The sequence below is a fragment of the Anaerotaenia torta genome, assembly GCF_050433395.1.
GTDB lineage: Bacteria > Bacillota > Clostridia > Lachnospirales > Lachnospiraceae > Mobilitalea > Mobilitalea torta.
On sequence record NZ_JBNPXH010000001.1, the window covers coordinates 427,628 to 447,560 of the forward strand.

Sequence of the window (19,933 nt, forward strand, 5' to 3'; positions counted from 1 at the left end):
TGGAAGGGCTTTGTGCCCCGGTGCTTTTTACCGGAGGTTTGAAAGGCGGCTTCCCATAAGGTATATACTGCCGCGGAAAAATTCGGGAGGTGCAAACACATGAATAATGATCAATACTTTATCGTAAAGAAAAAAGCGGTGCCGGAGGTGCTGCTCAAGGTGGTAGAAGCAAAGCGTCTGCTTGATTCCGAGCGGGTCATGACAGTCCAGGAAGCGACAGATGCCGCTCAAATCAGCAGAAGTTCTTTTTATAAATATAAGGATGATATCTTTCCTTTTTATGAGAATACCAGAGGAAAGACCATTACCTTCATGCTTCAGATGGATGATAAGCCGGGGCTGCTCTCCAAGGTTCTTAACCAGGTGGCTAAGAGCGAGGCCAATATCCTGACCATTCACCAAAGTATTCCGGTGAATGGGATTGCTTTGCTGACGCTGAGCATTGAGATCCTTCCGCAGACAGACAGCGCGTCGGCTCTGATGGAAACCATTGAGGCGATGGATGGGGTTCATTATGTAAAATTGGTTTCAAGAGAATGATATAATCAGATAGCTACAGCAGAAAAGGGGGCGCGACATGATAAATATTGCAGTGTTAGGATATGGCACCATTGGTTCCGGTGTGGTAGAGGTATTGGATACCAATGGAGAGAGCATAAAGAAGAGAGCCGGAGATCAGATTAACGTGAAATATGTATTGGATCTGAGGGAATTCCCCGGGGATCCGATTATGGAGAAGCTGGTTCATGATGTCAATATCATATTAGAGGATCCGGAAGTAAGTATCGTCGTAGAGGTAATGGGTGGTGTTGAACCGGCCTTTCGCTTTGTAAAGCAGGCGCTGTTAAAAGGGAAGAGTGTTGTAACCTCCAATAAAGAGCTGGTGGCAAAGCATGGAGCAGAGCTTCTTGATCTGGCCAAGGAGAGGGATTTGAACTTTCTCTTTGAAGCCAGCGTCGGAGGCGGAATCCCGATTATACGGCCGCTGAATCAATCCCTGACAGCGGATGAAATTGTTGAAATTACAGGTATATTAAATGGTACCACCAACTATATATTATCTAAAATGAGTGAGGAGGGCCTGGATTTTGAGACGGCCCTGTCCGACGCGCAGAAGAAGGGCTATGCGGAGCGCAACCCCAGTGCGGATGTGGAGGGGCATGATGCCTGCAGGAAGATTGCCATTCTATCCTCTCTTGCCTTTGGCATGCAGGTGGATTTTGAGGATATTTATACCGAGGGAATTACGAAGATTACAGATACGGATATTAAATATGCCAAGGAGATGGGAGCCAGGGTGAAGCTCTTTGCTTCCAGTGTCCGGGGGGATGATTCCCATGTATATGCCATGGTGGCACCGGTGCTTATCAAGGCAGACCATCCTCTGTACAGCGTAAATGATGTGTTCAACGGGATCTTTGTCAGAGGAAATGTCATCGGGGATGTTATGTTCTACGGAAGCGGAGCAGGCAAGCTGCCGACAGCCAGCGCGGTTGTGGCGGATGTGGTGGATGCCGCCAAGCATATCGGCAAGAACATCTGGACCATCTGGAGCAGCAGGAAGCTGGAGCTGACGGATCTTGGGAAGGTGAGCCACCGTTTCTTCCTGCGCATATCGGGAAAGCCGGATGCATTGAGGGAGAAGGTACGGGAGCTCTTCGGACCGGTGGAAGAGGTAGCCGTACCGGGGCTGGAAGGGGAGTATGCCTTTGTAACCGCAAGAATCACAGAGCAGGAGATGAAGGTAAAGAAGGAAGCCCTGGATGGCGTTCTAAGTGTAATCCGTGTCAGGTTTTAGATGGCCCCGAAGGAAGCTGGGAATGGATTTATTTACGAAATAAGTTTGCGTAAGAGGAAAGGACTTGAGGATATGAAATACATTGTTGTTCTGGGTGACGGCATGGCCGATGAGAAGCTGGCTGAGCTGAACAACGCCACCCCTCTGATGGCAGCCGGCACACCCATGCTGGATGAGCTGGCATCAAAATCAGAGATGGGAATCGCGCATACCATACCGGAAGGAATGAAGCCCGGCAGTGACACCGCCAATCTGGCAGTCCTAGGGTATCATCCCGGAATATATTACTCCGGACGGTCTCCGCTGGAGGCTCTCAGTATCGGAGTTGACATGAAGCCCACGGATATCGCTCTTCGCTGCAATATTGTTACTCTATCTGAGGAAGAGGAAGCCTATGAGCAGAAGAGAATGCTGGATCACAGCTCGGGAGAGATATCCACGGAAGAAGCCGCGGTATTGGTGGAAGCCATAAGGAAAGAGATGGGGAACGAGATCTATCAGTTCTATGTAGGAACCAGCTATCGGCATCTGACCATCTGGGACCGGGGAGAGGTGGTGGATCTGGTTCAGCCCCACGATATTCTGGGGAGGGTCATCGGAGAGTACCTGCCGAAGGAAGAGGACTTCCGGTCCATGATGATTCGCAGCTATGATATTTTAAATAACCATCCCATTAATCTTGCAAGGAAAGAAAAGGGCTTGAATAAGGCCAATTCCCTGTGGTTCTGGGGAGCGGGAACCAAACCGGCCCTGACCTCCTTTGAGGAGAAGAATCATAAGCGGGGTGCCATGATTTCCGCTGTTGACCTGCTCAAGGGCATTGCCGTAGGAGCCGGGATGAAGGTGATTGAGGTTCCCGGTGCCAACGGAACCCTTCATACGAATTATGAGGGGAAGGCCATGGCGGCAGTGAAGGCACTGGTGGAAGACGATTATGATTTTGTTTACATTCATGTTGAGGCCCCCGATGAGATGGGGCATCAAGGCAATATAGCCAATAAGGTAAAATCCATCGAATATCTGGATCAGCGGGTAATTAAGATAGTAACCGAGGAGCTGAGAAAATCCGGAACGGCTTTTCGCATGCTGATCATGCCGGATCACCCGACCCCGATCCGCTGCCGGACCCATACCAGTGATCCGGTGCCCTACCTTTTGTATGACAGCACCGAGGAACAGAAGCATAGCTGGCATTATAACGAGGAAGAGGCCAGAGAGAGCGGCAATGAGATTATGGAAGGTTATACGGTAATCAATCGATTATTTGCGAAATAGGATGGTATAAGAGTTCAGCCTGTGGCAGGGAGGAGGACATAGGCCGAACTGTTACTGGAAATTTAGGAGGCAGCTATGTTAATTGTTAAGAAATTTGGCGGAACCAGTGTCGGGGATAAGGAACGAATCATGAGAGTTGCCGGGAGAATCGCGGAGGATTACAGAAGGGGCGATGAGCTGGTAATTGTTCTGTCGGCCATGGGAAAGACAACGGACCTTCTGCTGGCCCAGGCAAAGGAGATCAATCCCAGGGCTTCCAAGCGGGAGCTGGATATGCTCCTGGTTACCGGGGAACAGGTCTCCGTCTCTCTGATGGCGATGGCGCTGGACGGTCTGGGAGTGCCCGCCGTATCCTTGAACGCCTACCAGGTTGCCATGCATACCACCAGTGTATATGGCAACGCAAGGCTGAAGCGGATTGATACGGAACGAATCGAGAATGAACTGGAGAACAAAAGGGTGGTTATCGTTACCGGCTTTCAGGGAGTGAATAAATTCGATGATTATACGACCTTGGGCAGGGGCGGCTCCGACACCACGGCGGTGGCTCTGGCAGCGGCTCTGCATGCGGATGCCTGCGAGATTTATACGGATGTGGACGGTGTGTTCACCGCAGATCCCAGGATTGTTCCCAGTGCGAGGAAGCTGAACGCCATCACCTATGATGAGATGCTGGAGCTGGCGTCCCTTGGAGCGGGAGTTCTGCATAACCGCTCCGTAGAAATGGCAAAAAAATTCGGGGTACAGCTGGTGGTCCGCTCCAGTTTAAATTATTCGGAGGGCACGGTGGTCAAGGAGGTAGTAAAAGTGGAGAAAATGCTTGTAAGCGGCGTGGCCTGTGATAAGAATACGGCCCGTATCGCGGTAATCGGATTGGAAGACCAGCCGGGAGTGGCGTTCAAATTATTCAATCATCTGGCCCGGCATAATGTCAATGTGGATATCATTCTTCAGTCCGTCGGAAGGGACGGCACCAAGGACATCAGCTTCACGGTGAAGGAGGATGACCTGGATGAGGCGGTTGCAACCCTTGAAAGGCATCGGGGAGGCAGCTTAAAGTGCCAGAAGATCGACGTGGAGAGGGAGGTTGCCAAGGTATCCATCGTGGGTGCCGGAATGCTCTCCAATCCCGGAGTGGCAGCCAAGATGTTTGAGGCTCTCTATGATGTGGGCGTGAATATTAAGATGATCTCTACCTCTGAAATCCGGGCAACGGTACTGATTGACGTGGCTCACGTGGAAAAGGCAATGAATTCCCTGCATGAAAAGTTCGCCTTATCCCAGGTCTGACGGACGCATCCTGACCAATCGGATGTGATTGAAAAATATATGGTTTGTCCAAACAGCAAATGGCTCGGTTTTTGAGCCATTTGTTGCGTAAAAAGAGCTGCCCGGCTTCGCGGACAGCTTTTCTCAATTCTCAATAGTTATTCGGTTTATGCTACCGCATCAAAATTCATACCCCGCAGGAAGCTGCCTTCGGCTGCGGCATTGGAGACGTGCTGCTGCTCATGGGCGGCTACCGCTGCATAGGAAGCCTGGGGAGAAATATGGGCAGGGGTCTTAAAAGAAACGTCTGTCTCATTAGAACCATCCACATATTTGCGTTCCTTACAGGTCTTGCATTCTGAAGGGCTGGTCTGCTCTGCATAGATTCTGTTCTTTTCTCCTGGCGGATGCAAGGGGCTGACTCTGCTGACTGCGGAAACCGGGGCATTGACGGGATTTACACCGGCAGCCGGAAAGGAATAGGATATATAAGAAATACCTCCGATCATGGAAACACCTCCTTTGCAATCAAATACGGATCTCACTGCGCTTTTATTATACCATGAACTAAAACCGGGTTCATGATCTCCGGCTCCGATCGCATGATTACGAGCCAGCTCGCATCATGCTCACTACGCTTTCATTATAATACAGCTTTATTCAGCGGTCAATAGTTCCCGCACCCTGAAACCAGACCATAGATGGAAAGGTGATGCTTACCATTACCGTATCATTTAATATCGGCATAAGGATCCGATATTATATTTTTCTCTTTAAATACTCCCTGGGAGTCATTCCCACGGTGTTTGCAAAGACACGGTTGAAGGTGCGGATAGAGGAAAAACCCGAGGAAAAGGCGATTTCAGTGATACTGCAGCCTCTTTCCAGCAGATTGCAGGCATGTTCGACTCTCAGGCTGTTGACAAAATCAGTGAAGCCGATATTCATTCGCTCTTTGAAGATGTGGGAGATATAATATTTGTTTAGGTGAAGATTTCTGGATATGATCTCCAGGCTCAGTGGTTCCGTGTAGTTCTCAGAGCAGTAGGTCAGAACGCTCTTAATGCTGTCGTGGTCTGAGGGGGCAGGAATCAAAGACATAAGGGGAAGTAATTCACCCATAAGTGCCAGCAGATAGCCTTTGGCGGCGATTCTGTCAAAGGTGGAATCAGAATTGTTTTTCTTCATGATCTTTTTCAGCCGTTTTTCGGTATCCTTGGGAAGGCGGCTGTTCTTGATGATAGGGGAAACAGGCACTTTATTCTGGAACAATTCCTTTAAATCCGTAAACAGATCCTGCGAAAAGATAAATAAATAGCCCTGTAAAGAAGTGGTATCCTGGTAGAAATGAATCTGATTTGGGAAGGCCAGGAACAAATCGCCCTGTTCCATCAAAAATTCTTTATTATCCACGTTGGCACAACTGGTTCCCTCTGCCATCCAGATCAGTTCCAGATGGGTATGGATATGGGGAAGCGGGCTTAGCCCGTGAAAAACATTAGTTGTAATGGGGAGAGCTCTTTTCTCGATTTGATATAGCATAAGTCACCTCGCAAAACCGCAATATATGGCCAAAAGTCATATGCTTACGGCTAGAATTATAAAACAAATAAGGTAGAATGTAAAGAGAATAATAAGTTTGGATTATTTGAAGCAGGTATTGGCTTAATCAATGAGGAGAAGAGACATGGCAGAGAATATTTTAGATAAGTTTAAAGAGGTGCAGGAAGAGACGGTGGTGGATAGTTCCCAAAAGGTACGGGTGGGTATTATCGGGACAGGATGGATTGCAGAAGCACATATGCAAAGTTATCTGCATATGCCGGATGTAGAAGTGGTAGCCGGTGCCGACCTGGTGGAAGGCAAAGCAGAGGCTTTTTTTGGCAAGTTTAATATGGAAGTGAAATGCTATCCCAGCCATAAAGAGATGTTGGATGATGAAGCACTGGAACTGGATGCTGTCAGCGTCTGTACTTATAACAGAACTCATGCGCAGTGCGCAATCTATGCGCTGCAGAAGGGTGTTCATGTGCTGCTGGAGAAGCCTATGTGTGTTACCTTGGATGAGGCGGCAGAGATCAGAAAAGCAGAAAAAGAGAGCGGCAAGGTGCTGAGCATAGGCTTCCAGCCCAGACTGGACGAGAACATGAAGATGATCAAAAGAATCGTGGAGTCCGGGAAGCTGGGGAAGGTATATTACATTCAGACAGGCGGCGGCAGAAGGCGCGGTATTCCCACACCCTTTGGAACCTCCTTTATTGAGGATGAGACAGCCGGTATCGGGGCTCTGGGGGATATCGGATGCTATTCCCTGGACATGGTGCTGAACGCGGTGGGTTACCCGAAGCCTCTTACGGTATCCGGTTATAAATCTAATTTCTTTGGCACAAGACCGGATTATTATCCTACTCATCCGGAGTATGCCAAGAAGTTCCAGGTAGATGATTTCGCCGCTGCATTTGTGCGCTTAGAGGGTGATATTATTCTGGACTTCAGAATTGCATGGGCGATGAACATGGATACTCCTGGAGATACCATTATCCTGGGAACCGAGGGAGGTCTGCGGATACCCTCTACCGAATGCTGGAACGGCAGTGTAGGCGGCCCTATGATCCTGTATCAAGAGGTGTGCGGGCAGCAGACCCAGACAGAGATCCCGATTATCCCTTCCAAAACAGATCTCTTCGACCTGAAGATCCGTTCCTTCCTGGATGCGCTGAAGAACGGCACGGAAGCGCCGGTACCCAGTTCACAGATTATTTATAACCAGGCAATCATTGACGGCATCTTCAAGTCCGCACAGGCGGGACGGGAGGTAGAGATTGTCATTCCGGAGTGCTGAGCTTCCAAACAATTCTTATGACGCTGACCCGAATAAGAGCCGGCAAAATAAAATGTAAAAATAAGCTGGTCACGGCAAACACATAAAAAAAGTTGATGTATAAAAAATAATACATCACTTTTTTTGATATATGATATAATTGTTGTATAACAGTAATATCAATGGGGAAACAACAGTAAATAAGAGAATGCAAAGGAAACGGAATAAAGCATTATTAAATGAAAGATATTAGAAAAAATAATTTTTGGAAAAAAGAGGGAGCCATATGGATTATTCAGATATGGCTCTCATGCGTTTTCTGTGGGAAATTAAGCGAATTCAGTTGATTTACCGGTGGGCGGATGGTATGATTAAAAATGGTAAAAATAACATTTCGGATAATACACAAGACAGGAATAGCACTGAGAATAAGTTATAAGGAGTAACTAAATGGATATTTTAAGCCAATTGAAGGATGAGCTGGGGATTCGCCTGGAGCAGGCGGAAGCTGCTGTAAAGCTCATTGATGAAGGAAATACCATTCCCTTTATTGCGAGATACCGCAAGGAGGTAACCGGCTCCCTGGATGACGAGCAGCTGAGAAATCTCAGCGAAAGGCTGCAGTATCTGAGAAATCTGGAAGAAAAGAAAGCCCAGGTGCTGGGCAGCATAGAGGAGCAGGGTAAGCTGACACCGGAACTGAAGGAACAGATTCTGGCGGCGGCCACCTTGGTGGTAGTAGAGGATCTATACCGCCCTTACCGTCCCAAGAGACGAACCAGGGCGACCATAGCCAAGGAAAAGGGCCTGGAGGGTCTGGCTGCCCTTATTCGTGCCCAGGAGACCGCGGAGCCGGTAGAACTGGCGGCAAAGGAATACCTTTCAGAGGAAAAAGAGGTTCACGCGGTGGAAGAAGCCATTGCCGGAGCCATGGATATTATAGCGGAGGATATTTCCGATGAAGCGGAGCACCGCAGCTATATCCGGGAGATTACTATGCAGGAAGGAACCCTGTCCGCAGCCGCCAAGAATGAGAAGCAGGAATCCGTGTATGAGATGTATTATAATTTCGAGGAGGCCCTGGCGAAGCTGGCAGGGCACAGAATCCTTGCCATTAACCGGGGAGAGAATGAGAAGATTCTCACGGTAAAGGTTGTCGCACCGGAGGAGCGTATTCTGCGTTATCTTGAGAAAAAGGTAATCATAAAAGAGAATTCCTTCACCGGTGAGATATTAAGAAAGACTATAGAGGACAGCTACAAGCGTTTAATTGCTCCCGCTATCGAACGGGAGATAAGAAATGATCTTACCGAGAAGGCGGAGGACGGAGCGATTAAGGTATTCGGAAAGAATCTGGTACAGCTTCTGATGCAGCCTCCCATTACAGGGCAGGTAGTGTTGGGCTGGGATCCGGCCTTCCGTACCGGCTGTAAGCTGGCGGTTGTGGATAGTACCGGAAAGGTGCTGGACACCACGGTGATCTATCCAACGGCGCCCCAGAATAAGGTGGAGGAGTCCAAACGGGTAGTAAAGGGATTTATTGATAAATATAATATTTCTCTGATCTCCGTGGGCAACGGAACCGCATCCAGAGAATCCGAGATGGTGATCGTAGAGCTTTTAAAGGAGCTTCATAAGCCGGTAAAATATATTATTGTAAATGAAGCCGGAGCCTCCGTATATTCCGCAAGCAAGCTGGCGACGGAGGAATTCCCTAACTTTGACGTGGGGCAGAGAAGCGCGGCCTCTATTGCCCGGAGACTTCAGGATCCCCTGGCGGAGCTGGTGAAGATCGATCCCCAGTCCATCGGTGTGGGACAGTATCAGCATGACATGAACCAGAAGAAGCTGGGAGAGGTTCTCTCCGGCGTGGTTGAGGATTGTGTAAACCGGGTGGGTGTTGATCTGAATACCGCATCTGTATCCCTGCTGGAGCATGTATCCGGAATTAGCAAGGTAATTGCGAAAAACATTGTGGCCTACCGGGAAGCCAACGGCCGTTTCCGTGACCGCAGAGAACTTCTGAAGGTGGCTAAGCTGGGGCCGAAGGCCTTTGAACAGTGTGCGGGCTTTATGAGAATTCAGGACGGGGACAATCCCCTGGACGCCACAGGCGTTCATCCGGAATCCTATAAGGCGACCCAAGCGCTGCTTGAGAGACTGGGGCTGAGCCTTGCCGATGTAAAGGAAATTCAGGCCAAGGCGCGAAAGCAGAAGGCATCCAGGAGCTCCAGTCAAGGAGGAACTTCGGATGGGCAGAGGAATTCGGATAAACCGGGTACAAGCGGCAGAGCGGGAGAGGCTGACGAATCGGGGAACGGGAGCAAAGCCGGACGCGCAGGGAAGGATACTATCGTTGTACGCTCCCAGAATACTGCCTTCGGAAAGGCATTGGCAGCAGCAGTGGGTCAGGCTGAGCCGATTAAGCAGGGAACATCCCGCAGGAATGCGCCGGAAGCGTCCGGTCAGAATACGGCAGAAGCTGCTTCCGTTCAGGACGGGGAGGCCGTCACCATCGGAAAGAAGATCCGGGATAAGCATAAGCTGGCGGAGGAGCTGGGCATTGGTGAGATTACCCTGACGGATATCCTCAAGGAGCTGGAAAAGCCGGGAAGAGATCCGAGAGACGAGATGCCCAGGCCGATTCTGCGCACCGATGTATTGGAAATAAAGGATCTCACGGAAGGAATGGTATTGAAGGGAACGGTACGGAATGTAATTGATTTCGGAGCCTTTGTAGATATCGGAGTGCATCAGGACGGGCTGGTTCATATCTCCCAGCTCTCAGATAAGAAATTTGTGAAGCATCCCCTGGATGTGGTGAGTGTAGGAGATATTGTGGATGTAAAGGTTATTGGTGTGGATGTGGCAAAGAAGAGGATCCAGCTGTCTATGAAGCTTTAATTTCCGGAAGGAAATGTGATCATGGCGTTGCCGTTCAGAGGGTTAATTACTGACATTGAGTTAAGTGGGTGGCAGGGAATAGTCTTAACTTTAATATAGCTGGTAGAAAGAACGGCTATTCAACGAATCGAATCGATTGGTTGAACAGCCGTTCTTTTCCTATAACTGATTAACAAAGTGTGTTATAAAGCTCCGTCACGGGCATTGTCACGGGATTCCAAAAGCTCTGACAGGAAGGCCAAGGCCAGCCCCTGCCCCCAGCCCTGGGGCCAGTCCCTGCTGATATTGCAGTAATCTGCCCGGGTCTTCATTACCGCAGTTCCTCCGGATACATTCATTACCCTGCCATCTTCAGTGACATTGGCAAGAAGTCCCCGGATCGCCGCGTTAATATATTTTAAATGAAGGGGATTTCCTTTCAGCAGCATCGCTGCAGCTATTCCGGCAGAGGCCGAAACCTCCTCATAGGAACCTTCATCATCTAAAAGAGTTCTCCAAAGTCCATCCCCGGTCTGCAGCTTTTTCAGTGCCGCCAGCTGTTCATTTAACGAACCGGCGATGTCCATATAACAGGGATAAAGGTAGCATTCCGGAAGCACCAGCCCTACCTGTGCCATGGTATACGCGGCCCAGGCATTGGCTCTGCCCCAGTGAAAGCCGGACATATGATCTTGCATTATGTTGTTATAGGCATGATAAAACAAGCCGTTGTTCCTGTTCTGAAGGTATTTAATATGCCAGTAATATTGATTCAGGGCATCAAGGACCAGGTCCTGCTTCTGAAGCTTTACCCCTACCTTCAACAGCAAGAATGCTGCCATGAAAAGAGTATCTGCCCAGCACTGCTCCGGAAAATCATTCTTGGATGAGACAGTATGCTGAAGTACACCGTCTCCGAAACGGAGGGCATCCTTTCTCAGGAATTCGATTTTACTCATTAAGATGTCCATATATTCCTGGCTGCCGGTGGCATCATACAGTGTGATCAGACTGTAACCCATGGCGCAGGTATTGACGGTCCATGTGGGGGGCAGGCCTAATTCGATGAGCTCGTCTACCCTGTCCTTTAATAGCTTCAGATACTCCTCCTTTCCCGTTTTTTCATATGCTATACTGATTCCGTAGAAAGCCACACCGCAGGGCCAATCCCAGGTCAGATCCATTTCTGCCGTTCTCTTTACCATCCGGTCAATGGCACTTTCTACCTCGTCTTTATCAAATTCAAGCTTATTCATATCGTCCTCCTTGGTGCTCTTCTATATCAGGCGGCCCATCTTCACCCCAAGCTCAATCGCCCTGTGATTGCTATAAGCCTCTGTGCCGTCATTTAATAGGATCAGGTTATCATAAGGATTTCCCGCAGCCCGGCGTAATCCATAGCAATCCAGTCTTGGGGCGACCTGTATAATATTCGCCTTCTCAAAGCCCTTCAGCCGACGCTTGAAATCATCCCGAAGCTCATAGGCGAACCGGCGCAGGCCTGATTGGGCGCGGGAGAGAGCAAATGGTGTAATCTCGCCTAAATCGGCTGTAAGACCATTGACAATCAACTCCCCGTAATCAGCATTGTGACAAAAGCACATGTCTGAAGCGGACATCTGGATACCCTGCAATGCTGCACCAAGCTCATAAGCCAGCTTCCCTATAAGGAATCCGTTTCCTTCCATTAAAAAATCCTTGGCTGCCGCATTGCGGATCGCCTCCGTAGATATCTGATTAAACTTGACATTCGTTCTAACTCTCGGGTTAAGAGCTTCAAAGCGTAAGCCGGCTGCACCGCCAGCCTCCATTTTATCCGTTGCATCAATTATTACATCTGCCCTGGCTTCTATAGAGCCGTTTTTTGTATTAAGGCGAAGCCCTGCCAGTCTTTCCCCGTCAAAAACCGGTTCCTCCGGGAATACATGGGTCAAGACCTGGACACCGGCCTGATCCAGAAGCTGTTTTAGTACAATTTTTAATTTCTGGTCGTGATAAATCTCCTTGTCACTGTTTTTTGTATCCTGGGACTTTTCCAGAATATGCTCTGCATATTTTAAGGCCTCTTCATCCACTATTTCTTGTTTAGAAAGATGAATATACAGACCATTTGTGGCCGCTTGTCCCAAGGAGCCGCTGGCTTCGATCAAAAGAACTTCTTTTTTCCTGTTTCCTGCTGTGACCGCGGCCATACAGCCCTCCAGGCTGGCTCCAACCACAAGTACATCACAATTATGAATCTGAATCGGCTTCATTCTACCTCCATCTGCTGCTTCAACGGAGCAGCTTCTCGTCAGCTATATGTCATCCATCCTGTGTGTGAGGGAGCACCATGCCCGGCTGCACCCACAGGCTGAACCGTAATGTGTTCACAAACAACCTCCGTTATTCCTTCATAAGCGCCTTAAGTCTGTCTTCATCACCCAGATAGACATCCTGACGGAGAAGCTCTTTTTGAATCTCACGGATATTTACCTGACGTACAATGAGGCCTTCCTTTGAAGCAAGGGCGGCGGCTACTCCGGCGGCCTGTCCCAGGGCCATGCCTGCCGACTGATAACGCAGCATTGTCTGGGGAACTGCCGATACGCTCTTGCCGCTGGCAACCAGAAGATTCTCGATATCCAGAGGAAGCATGACGCCAAAGGGAATATCCACAGTATCATTACTTACAAATTCACCGGTTAGCTTAAAGTTCATTTGTCTCGGTCTGCAGGCGATTACATCATCTGTATGAATGTTTTTCTCTTCCATTGACTGGGATTTTGCATATTTGGGATCGTCTGTGAGGTTGCGCAGGATATTGTATTCAATATCCGTACCGTTGGCCGTAGGATCATTGGAGATTAACCTGTCGTGGACGGTGTGCTCATCCTTATCAAAGGTCTCGTCACCAATAATTCCTCTGCTTACCCGAAGGGCCAGCTCATCCGAGATCTGAGCCACGTAGGCATCCTCAAAGCCGGGGATGTTCCTGATCATAAAGTCTGCCACATAATATACCGCGTCATGGGCTCTGGCTTCGGCATCCGACAGGACATAGGGATCCAGGGAAGGGATTCTCCACATCTGGGAATTGATTACCGCGGTATCCGAGCCCTTCATTCCAATGATGCAGCAGGAATCCATGGAGAAGATATCCCCGATTTCCTTTTGGAAGGTCCCGTTCCCAATGGCATCCTGGAACAGGTTCCAATCCTCCCCGCCGGAGTGGGGAAAGTACAGAACATCACGGTTAAGCCATACCTCCTCAAATTCCTCAAAATTCTTCATGGCATCAATTCCGATGGGGAAGGTTTCCGGATGCCTTTTGAAATGTTCATACAGCTTTTCAAGCTTCACATTGGCGAATTTAAAGGTAAGGGTCGCCATTCCGCTGGCATATCTTGTGGGTGCTTCTGCCTTCCATGCCATATCACACTCACCGGTGGTATCGATTACCTGCTTTGCTCTGATAAAAGCAACTCCATCAGGAGTGTTCACATACACTCCCGCCAGGGTTTTATCGATGACATAGGGCGCCAGTGCCATAGTATGAAACAACACCTGTACCCCATAATCCTCCATCATTTCATCAAAAACCAGCTTCATCTGTTCCGGATCATGAACCAGCCTTCCATCCGGGAACTGCCATTTCGGAGTTGCCGCATTCCTTTGAATCAACCGGTCCATGAGCTCCAGGCCAAGCCCCTTCATTACCAGCCTTCCATCCTTGGCTACGAAATGATTATAAATGTTGGAAATCATACTGGAGCTGGCAATTCCGCCAAGAAAACCGTTTCGTTCCAGTAGCATGGTTTTCGCACCTGTTTTTGCTGCGGCAAGAGCTGCCGCACAGCCTGCGCAGCCTCCCCCGCATACCAGTACATCAATCTCGGCAATTGTTTTTACTTCTTTCATTCTAACCTCCCTCTGCCGCATAGCGGCTTAACTTTTTAATCCGGTAGTAGCAACACCCTGAACAAAATATTTTTGCATAAACAGGAATATAATAATGATGGGCAGCAGGCTGACACAGGACATGGCAATAATACTGTTCCAGTTAACTGCAGAATCCGCATCGATGGCCAGTCTTAGACCCAGCGATACCGGATAATTCTTGACCCGGTCAATATAGAGCAGAGGATTAAAGAAATCATTCCAGGTCCAGACAATCTGAAACAGGGCTGCCGATATCATAGGCGCTTTCGATAGCGGCAGAATGATGTGCGTCAATATCTTCCACCTTCCGGCTCCGTCCATATAAGCTGCTTCATCCAACTCGGCAGGTATTCCCCGAAAGAACTGAATCAGCAGATAAGTAAAAAACGGATTGGTAGCCAGGGCTGACATAACATAAAAGGGTGCATAGCTGTTCAGTAAATCCAGCTTATGAAACAGCAGGTATCTGGGGATCATAATTACCGTATTGGGCAGCATCATAGTCGAAATCATCAGTGTGAAGAGAAGCTTCCTTCCTTTGAAATCAAACCTCGAGAAGCCGTATGCAACGATGCAGGCAGAGCACACAGTTAATGCAGCCGTAGGAAATACCATAATACAGGAGTTTTTTAAAAAGGTGGAAAAGGGAACTGCCGCGGTTGAGCGCCAGCCGTTCCGGAAGCCGTCTAAAGTAAAATGCACAGGAAGCAGCTTTGCAGAGGTGAAGATCTCGGCATTCTCCTTAAAGGCGGCCAAAAACAGCCATAGGATGGGATAGCCGATGATCACAGCCAGTAATGTTACAAAAAGATAGGTATTAAACTTATTTATTTTTGTTTTCATGTCTCATCACCATAGAAGACCCATTTTTTAGAAAAACCAAAAAACGCCAGAGTAAATGTAATGATAATGATAAATAGTATCCACGACAGCGAGCTGGCATATCCCATCTGTGAATCACGGAATGCGGTATCATACAGATATAATGAATATAAATAGGTCTGCTTTACAGGTCCTCCCTTCGTAATTAAATAAGCCGGCGTAAATATCTGAATAATTTCAATGGTCTGCATAATTAAATTAAAGAAAACAATCGGTGAAATAAGAGGGAAGGTTATCTTAAAGAAAATCTTCACCGGAGGTGCACCATCGATCCGGGCGGCTTCTATTACATCCGAAGGGACATTTTTCAGTGCAGCCAAAAACAATACCATCGGCGCCCCCATTTGCCAAAGGGGAAGCAGCATCATGACGTATAGGACCAGCTTCGGATTTCCGATCCAGTTGGCTCCGTTCACTCCGATGGCATGAAGCAAAAGGTTGATCAGACCGTCATTTTTAAAGATATATTTCCATAAAATCGCCAGAGCTACACTGGAGCCCAATATGGAGGGAAGATAGAATATGGTATAGAAAACACTTCTTCCGCGCTTCAGCTTGTTGAGAATAACAGCAACCAGCAAGGCGGTACTAAGTTTGAGAGGAACGGAAACAACGGTATATAATATGGTTTTTGACAAGGAGTTCCAGAACATTTTATCTTTTGTAAAGATACGAATGTAGTTATCCAGTCCCACAAATTTGATACGGAATACATCATAATCCGTCAGGGAGTAAAAAAATGAAATTACAAAGGGATATAAGGTTAATACCAGAAATCCCAACAGCCATGGTACAATGTAGAGATATCCCAGGTATTCGTCTTTTTTGCGCATGCTCATCTCTCCTTAATAGAAATCCAAGTCTTATGGGACATAGGACCTGGATTTCTATTTCACTAGTCTATGTTTTATCTTTCCTTCAACGTTCCCAATACGGCCAGCAGATCCTCCCGCATATCCTTTGCGGCATCCGCTGCAGGGACTATCCCATAAATCACCTTTTCCATATAATCTACATATACGGATTTAATGGAAGAGTTCATCTCATAGGCCCCGTTCTTTAAGGAAATAGTTTTGTTAGAAATATCAATGGCCTGCGACATGAGACTGCTCAGCACATGATTGCTATTTAAGGCATCCAATGCCGGAACGCTTCCGGGCACACCACGAACCGTATTCAGAATCAGGGAGGCATCCTTGCTGTTCAGGAACCAGTCAATGAATTCTGCCGCTGCCTGCTGCTGTTTCTGATCGGTGTTCTTATTAATGGCAACCATCAGTGACGGGCAGCACTCCTGCCCTGAAATCGAGGCTTCTTCAAACATCGGAATGGGTGCGACACCGTATTCATAATCCAATCCGGCAATTTCAGTATCAATATTGGAGAAGAACAGGAAGATTCCGCCGATTTTACCGTTCAGCCATAAAGGATTGTTCTGCATCGTGGTGTAAACCACAGCTTCGTCATAGGGCTGGGAAATCTGTTTATCAAAAATTTCCATAAAGCGGGAGAATGCGTCGGTCATCTGCTCATCTGTAAAGCCAAGGGTAAAATCATCCTGTATATCAATCTTATTTGTGATTTGCTCCAGCATGGGTTTCAAAATATAGCGCAGGTAACCGTCAGTAAAGGATGTAGTAAGATAAGTCTCCGGATCCTTCTCATGCAATTCCTCTCCAACTTGAATAAAATCATTCCAGGAATTTATTTTCAAGTTACCGCTTTCGTCGCACCAGTCGGCCAATAAGGTTTTGTTATAGAGAAACACCGTACCATTATAGCCCAGGGGAAGAACTACCACTTCGTCGTTAATGGTGCAATAATCCTCCATTAAGGACTCCTGGATCGCGGAGAGATCAATCAGGCTGGAGTACTGTGACATATTGGCAAAGGAATCTCCTCTGGCGTACAATTCCGCAACCCAGCCCTGATCCACCTGGAAAAAATCCGGTGCATTGCCCGAAGATAGTTGGGTAACCAGCTTTTCATAATAACCGTCAAAGCTGGAATATTCAGGCTCAATGGTTACATTGGGGTGTTCCTGTTGATATAGCTTGATTGCTTCCAGGGTTGCTTCATGCCTGGCATCGCCGCCCCACCAGGAAAAACGCAGCGTTACCGGTTCCTCTGGCTGGATATCCTCTGCCGCAGCCGTGGGCTGCTCCGCCTTCGCGGTTACACCGGCGGGATCCTTGTCTGCCTGGCCCTTTTTTTGCTCCGTGCTGTTGCTGCACGCAGTTAACGAAAAGACCATAATGAAGCTTACAATGATACTTAATACTTTCTTCATTTCCTTACCTCCTCATATTTTTCCGGTAGAGTTCATTCTGTTTTATGAATGTCCTTCACCTGTTGAGATTGTAGCATTATATGCGGAGCAGAAAAAGCCCGCCGTATTGACAAATGTCTTCATGCTATGTTAGTATCAGCACAAAGGTATCATTATATGACATTATGCTTCATTGAAAGGATGAGATACCCTATGTATTCGTTGATTATAGTGGAAGATGATGAAAATATCCGCAGCGGGCTTGTTCATTTATTCCCATGGAACGAAACAGGCTTTTCCGTCGTGGCTGATTTTTCTAACGGAAGCTCTGCCTGGCAATACCTGAAGAGCCATCAGGATACCTGTGCTGTCCTGACGGATGTACGCATGCCTCTGGTGGATGGTCTTGAGCTGTCCCGGCTTATCTCTGAAAATTATCCCTTGATTAATGTGATCCTGATCTCAGGGTACCGTGATTTCACCTATGCACAGCAGGCCCTGCGCTATAATGTAAGGGACTTCCTGGTAAAGCCAATCAAATATCCTGCATTAATGATTGCCTTCTTAAAGCTGAGGGACGAGTTAAACCGGCAGATACCTGCCGCATTTCAGGAGATTCACCCCAATCAGTATTATGAACGGATTATTCATACGGTAAAGGCCTACCTCATGGAGAATCTGAGCACCGCCACTCTGGAGGAAGCCGCTATGACAGCACATCTGAGCAGCAGTTATCTGTCCCGCCTATTTAAGAGCCGTACCGGGTGCTCTTTTTCAGAATATCTGTTACAAAAAAGGATGGAGCGGGCCTGTGTTCTGTTAAGCAATACCGGAAATAAAATATATGAGATCTCGGATGAAATCGGATATGACAGTCCGAAGAACTTTTCCCGTACCTTTCGGAATTATTACAATATATCCCCCAAGGAATACCGGGAGAGAGGCGGACAGCTTCCGTGAAAAAACATAGCAGGGTACAGAAAAAATATTTTTTTAGAAATTTAATAGTGTATCTTTTGTATTTTACCTTTCCAATTGTCATACTGGGCACCTCCCTGATCATTTACTACAGGCATCAGCTGCAGGAGGAACTATCTTCCTATGCGGATCAGTCCAGAATTAATATTCTGTATAACGTGAATTCTGTCCTGACGGTATTTTCGGAAGAGACCGCCCTGTTTTCCTCCAAGCCTTCCCTTTCACTGGCCGTCTCCAAGCTTTTAAACAGGGAATCAATGGACTATAAAAGCAATGTCTATAAGAATACCATATTTTCCATTATCAGCACCGGTGCCAGCCTTAACGAATATGTGGATTCTATTTATATTTATTTTGATAATCCTTATGGTAATTTCTTCAGTAACGTCAAGGAGTTCACTAATATTAATTCTCCCGATAGTATGGATAAGGACTGGCTTTCCATCTGCCAGAATACTCATTTAGAGACGCAGCAGTGGATTACCCGGAGAAAGGTAAGATATTTTTCCTTTGAGACAGCCAAGGAGACGGTATCCATATTCCGGAGGCTGGAATCCTTTCGGGGGATTATGGTAATCAATCTGGATTATGCAAAGCTTTCTAATATGCTTTCCTCCAATCAGATCTATGAAGACTCCTTTACCCTGATTACTGACAGCCAGAACAACATCTTATTCGGAAGCACGGGAATCGAGAATTTAGATTATTATAATGATACCTTCCATAACGTGAAATTAAAGCATTCTGATTCTAAGCCTGCCTTTTACAGTATGAAGGTACAGGGGGTGGACTATTTTTATTTCACCTCCCCAATTCCTGATTATGATCTTCAGATTCTCTCCCTTATTCCCAATTCCGCAGTGTTCAAAACCATGAACTCCACCCTGCTGACCTTTTCCATTATGTTTATCTTCAGCATACTGCTGAGTATCAGCTTAAGCTGGGTCGTAACAAATAAGAAATTCAGACAGCTGCAGAATCTGCTGGATCTGTTCTCTATAGCAGAGAGGGGAGATAATTATAAAGAGATGCTCCGGCTGAATACAAAAAATGAATATGATGTGATATTCAATAATATTGTACAGACTTTTATCTCCAGCAATATATTGCAGCTGAATCTGGCCCAGGCACAGGTGAAGCAGAAGGATGCCCAGCTGGCGGCGCTGCAGCTCCAATTAAGCCCTCATTTTATTTTTAATACCCTCCAGACCATTGATATGGAAATACTGCGTTTAAAGCCCATAGAAAACAATGCCAGCAAGCTGACACACAATCTTTCGGATATTCTGAAGTACTCTCTGGAAAACACCTTGAAGAGAGTGGAAATCCGGGATGAGATCGCCATCTGTAAGGCCTATGCGGAAATTCAAAAGTTCCGGTATGAAAATCCATTTATCCTGTATTGGGATTATGATGACAGCGTGCTGAAGGAGAAGGTGATCCATCTGCTGCTCCAGCCCCTGCTGGAGAACAGCCTCCATCACGGCATTAAGGAATTGCCGCGAAGGGGACTGGTCAAGATTAAAATATTCAAAAGCAGGGACGATATCCGGGTGTATATCATAGATAACGGAATCGGAATTGATTCCCGGCAGCTGGCAGAGATTCGGAGCAGCCTCCATAACAGAAATATTGATCAGACCGCTCATATCGGTATTTATAACACAAATCTGCGTCTGATACTCACCTATGGAGAGGAGGCGGCCATTAAGATATCCAGTAAGAAGGGGGCAGGAACCATAGTGTCCTTCCGCTTTCACGAATAGCTATGCCCCCTCTGAACGGTAACCGAATAGTTATAGCTGCGGTGAAATTTCGGCCGATAGGATATTGACAG

General features: G+C 47.4%; 17 protein-coding genes. 9 read left to right on the forward strand and 8 right to left on the reverse strand.

All coding sequences use genetic code 11. The features are described from left to right. Window positions 1–99 precede the first annotated feature (99 nt). From HNQ56_RS01850 to HNQ56_RS01865, 4 genes are all read left to right on the forward strand, one after another. Complete coding sequence (locus HNQ56_RS01850) at window positions 100–540, forward strand: ACT domain-containing protein (protein WP_429142187.1); 441 nt, start codon at window positions 100–102, stop codon at window positions 538–540. A 37-nt stretch (window positions 541–577) separates the two neighbouring features. Beyond that, entirely contained in the window at window positions 578–1,798 is a 1,221-nt protein-coding gene (locus HNQ56_RS01855; protein WP_429142189.1) for a homoserine dehydrogenase, read from the forward strand. Window positions 1,799–1,870: 72 nt separating this feature from the next. After that, entirely contained in the window at window positions 1,871–3,073 is a 1,203-nt protein-coding gene (locus tag HNQ56_RS01860; protein ID WP_429142994.1) for a cofactor-independent phosphoglycerate mutase, read from the forward strand. A 75-nt stretch (window positions 3,074–3,148) separates the two neighbouring features. After that, on the forward strand, window positions 3,149–4,363 hold the full coding sequence (locus HNQ56_RS01865; RefSeq protein WP_429142191.1) for an aspartate kinase: 1,215 nt from the start codon (window positions 3,149–3,151) through the stop codon (window positions 4,361–4,363). 146 nt (window positions 4,364–4,509) lie between these two features. Here HNQ56_RS01865 and HNQ56_RS01870 read toward each other — a convergent pair whose 3' ends face one another. Continuing rightward, window positions 4,510–4,851: a hypothetical protein gene (locus HNQ56_RS01870; RefSeq protein WP_429142192.1), complete on the reverse strand. Its 342-nt coding sequence runs from the start codon at window positions 4,849–4,851 to the stop codon at window positions 4,510–4,512. A 250-nt stretch (window positions 4,852–5,101) separates the two neighbouring features. Then, a complete protein-coding gene (locus HNQ56_RS01875; protein WP_429142194.1) occupies window positions 5,102–5,884 on the reverse strand; it encodes an AraC family transcriptional regulator in 783 nt (260 codons plus the stop codon). Between the two features lie 145 nt (window positions 5,885–6,029). Here HNQ56_RS01875 and HNQ56_RS01880 point away from each other — a divergent pair, with 145 nt between their 5' ends. From HNQ56_RS01880 to HNQ56_RS01890, 3 genes are all read left to right on the forward strand, one after another. Beyond that, window positions 6,030–7,184 (forward strand): Gfo/Idh/MocA family protein, encoded by a 1,155-nt coding sequence (locus tag HNQ56_RS01880; RefSeq protein ID WP_429142196.1) that lies wholly within the window; start codon window positions 6,030–6,032, stop codon window positions 7,182–7,184. A gap of 265 nt (window positions 7,185–7,449) precedes the next feature. Then, window positions 7,450–7,602: a hypothetical protein gene (locus HNQ56_RS01885; RefSeq protein ID WP_429142198.1), complete on the forward strand. Its 153-nt coding sequence runs from the start codon at window positions 7,450–7,452 to the stop codon at window positions 7,600–7,602. Window positions 7,603–7,613: 11 nt separating this feature from the next. Continuing rightward, window positions 7,614–10,067 (forward strand): Tex family protein, encoded by a 2,454-nt coding sequence (locus HNQ56_RS01890; protein WP_429142200.1) that lies wholly within the window; start codon window positions 7,614–7,616, stop codon window positions 10,065–10,067. Between the two features lie 182 nt (window positions 10,068–10,249). Here the strand turns inward: HNQ56_RS01890 and HNQ56_RS01895 are convergent, their stop codons facing one another. The 6 genes from HNQ56_RS01895 to HNQ56_RS01920 all read right to left on the reverse strand — a co-directional run bounded on the left by HNQ56_RS01895 (window position 10,250) and on the right by HNQ56_RS01920 (window position 17,139). Then, window positions 10,250–11,302 carry a glycoside hydrolase family 88/105 protein gene (locus HNQ56_RS01895; RefSeq protein WP_429142202.1) on the reverse strand — a complete coding sequence of 351 codons (1,053 nt, stop codon included), beginning with the start codon at window positions 11,300–11,302 and terminating at the stop codon, window positions 10,250–10,252. Between the two features lie 21 nt (window positions 11,303–11,323). Further along, window positions 11,324–12,301 (reverse strand): FAD-dependent oxidoreductase, encoded by a 978-nt coding sequence (locus HNQ56_RS01900; protein WP_429142204.1) that lies wholly within the window; start codon window positions 12,299–12,301, stop codon window positions 11,324–11,326. A gap of 130 nt (window positions 12,302–12,431) precedes the next feature. Continuing rightward, window positions 12,432–13,946: an FAD-dependent oxidoreductase gene (locus HNQ56_RS01905; RefSeq protein WP_429142206.1), complete on the reverse strand. Its 1,515-nt coding sequence runs from the start codon at window positions 13,944–13,946 to the stop codon at window positions 12,432–12,434. A 27-nt stretch (window positions 13,947–13,973) separates the two neighbouring features. Continuing rightward, a complete protein-coding gene (locus HNQ56_RS01910) occupies window positions 13,974–14,810 on the reverse strand; it encodes a carbohydrate ABC transporter permease (RefSeq protein WP_429142208.1) in 837 nt (278 codons plus the stop codon). Continuing rightward, complete coding sequence (locus HNQ56_RS01915; RefSeq protein ID WP_429142210.1) at window positions 14,807–15,682, reverse strand: carbohydrate ABC transporter permease; 876 nt, start codon at window positions 15,680–15,682, stop codon at window positions 14,807–14,809. The genes HNQ56_RS01910 and HNQ56_RS01915 overlap by 4 nt, the downstream gene beginning before the upstream one ends. Window positions 15,683–15,756: 74 nt before the next feature. Further along, window positions 15,757–17,139 (reverse strand): ABC transporter substrate-binding protein, encoded by a 1,383-nt coding sequence (locus HNQ56_RS01920; RefSeq protein WP_429142212.1) that lies wholly within the window; start codon window positions 17,137–17,139, stop codon window positions 15,757–15,759. 192 nt (window positions 17,140–17,331) lie between these two features. Between HNQ56_RS01920 and HNQ56_RS01925 the strand changes: the two genes are divergently transcribed. Further along, window positions 17,332–18,078, forward strand: coding sequence for a response regulator transcription factor (locus HNQ56_RS01925; protein ID WP_429142214.1), 747 nt, complete (start codon window positions 17,332–17,334; stop codon window positions 18,076–18,078). Next, window positions 18,075–19,862, forward strand: coding sequence for a cache domain-containing sensor histidine kinase (locus HNQ56_RS01930; protein ID WP_429142216.1), 1,788 nt, complete (start codon window positions 18,075–18,077; stop codon window positions 19,860–19,862). The genes HNQ56_RS01925 and HNQ56_RS01930 overlap by 4 nt, the downstream gene beginning before the upstream one ends. Window positions 19,863–19,933 lie beyond the last annotated feature (71 nt).

Bases quoted from the DNA above. Each gene is read 5' to 3' on its own strand.
- HNQ56_RS01890 (WP_429142200.1), top strand. From the start codon at position 7,614: ATGGATATTTTAAGCCAATTGAAGGATGAGCTGGGGATTCGCCTGGAG.
- HNQ56_RS01915 (WP_429142210.1), bottom strand. From the start codon at position 15,682: ATGCGCAAAAAAGACGAATACCTGGGATATCTCTACATTGTACCATGG.
- HNQ56_RS01895 (WP_429142202.1), bottom strand. From the start codon at position 11,302: ATGAATAAGCTTGAATTTGATAAAGACGAGGTAGAAAGTGCCATTGAC.
- HNQ56_RS01885 (WP_429142198.1), top strand. From the start codon at position 7,450: ATGGATTATTCAGATATGGCTCTCATGCGTTTTCTGTGGGAAATTAAG.
- HNQ56_RS01925 (WP_429142214.1), top strand. From the start codon at position 17,332: ATGTATTCGTTGATTATAGTGGAAGATGATGAAAATATCCGCAGCGGG.
- HNQ56_RS01875 (WP_429142194.1), bottom strand. From the start codon at position 5,884: ATGCTATATCAAATCGAGAAAAGAGCTCTCCCCATTACAACTAATGTT.
- HNQ56_RS01900 (WP_429142204.1), bottom strand. From the start codon at position 12,301: ATGAAGCCGATTCAGATTCATAATTGTGATGTACTTGTGGTTGGAGCC.
- HNQ56_RS01910 (WP_429142208.1), bottom strand. From the start codon at position 14,810: ATGAAAACAAAAATAAATAAGTTTAATACCTATCTTTTTGTAACATTA.
- HNQ56_RS01920 (WP_429142212.1), bottom strand. From the start codon at position 17,139: ATGAAGAAAGTATTAAGTATCATTGTAAGCTTCATTATGGTCTTTTCG.
- HNQ56_RS01870 (WP_429142192.1), bottom strand. From the start codon at position 4,851: ATGATCGGAGGTATTTCTTATATATCCTATTCCTTTCCGGCTGCCGGT.
- HNQ56_RS01860 (WP_429142994.1), top strand. From the start codon at position 1,871: ATGAAATACATTGTTGTTCTGGGTGACGGCATGGCCGATGAGAAGCTG.
- HNQ56_RS01905 (WP_429142206.1), bottom strand. From the start codon at position 13,946: ATGAAAGAAGTAAAAACAATTGCCGAGATTGATGTACTGGTATGCGGG.
- HNQ56_RS01880 (WP_429142196.1), top strand. From the start codon at position 6,030: ATGGCAGAGAATATTTTAGATAAGTTTAAAGAGGTGCAGGAAGAGACG.
- HNQ56_RS01850 (WP_429142187.1), top strand. From the start codon at position 100: ATGAATAATGATCAATACTTTATCGTAAAGAAAAAAGCGGTGCCGGAG.
- HNQ56_RS01865 (WP_429142191.1), top strand. From the start codon at position 3,149: ATGTTAATTGTTAAGAAATTTGGCGGAACCAGTGTCGGGGATAAGGAA.
- HNQ56_RS01855 (WP_429142189.1), top strand. From the start codon at position 578: ATGATAAATATTGCAGTGTTAGGATATGGCACCATTGGTTCCGGTGTG.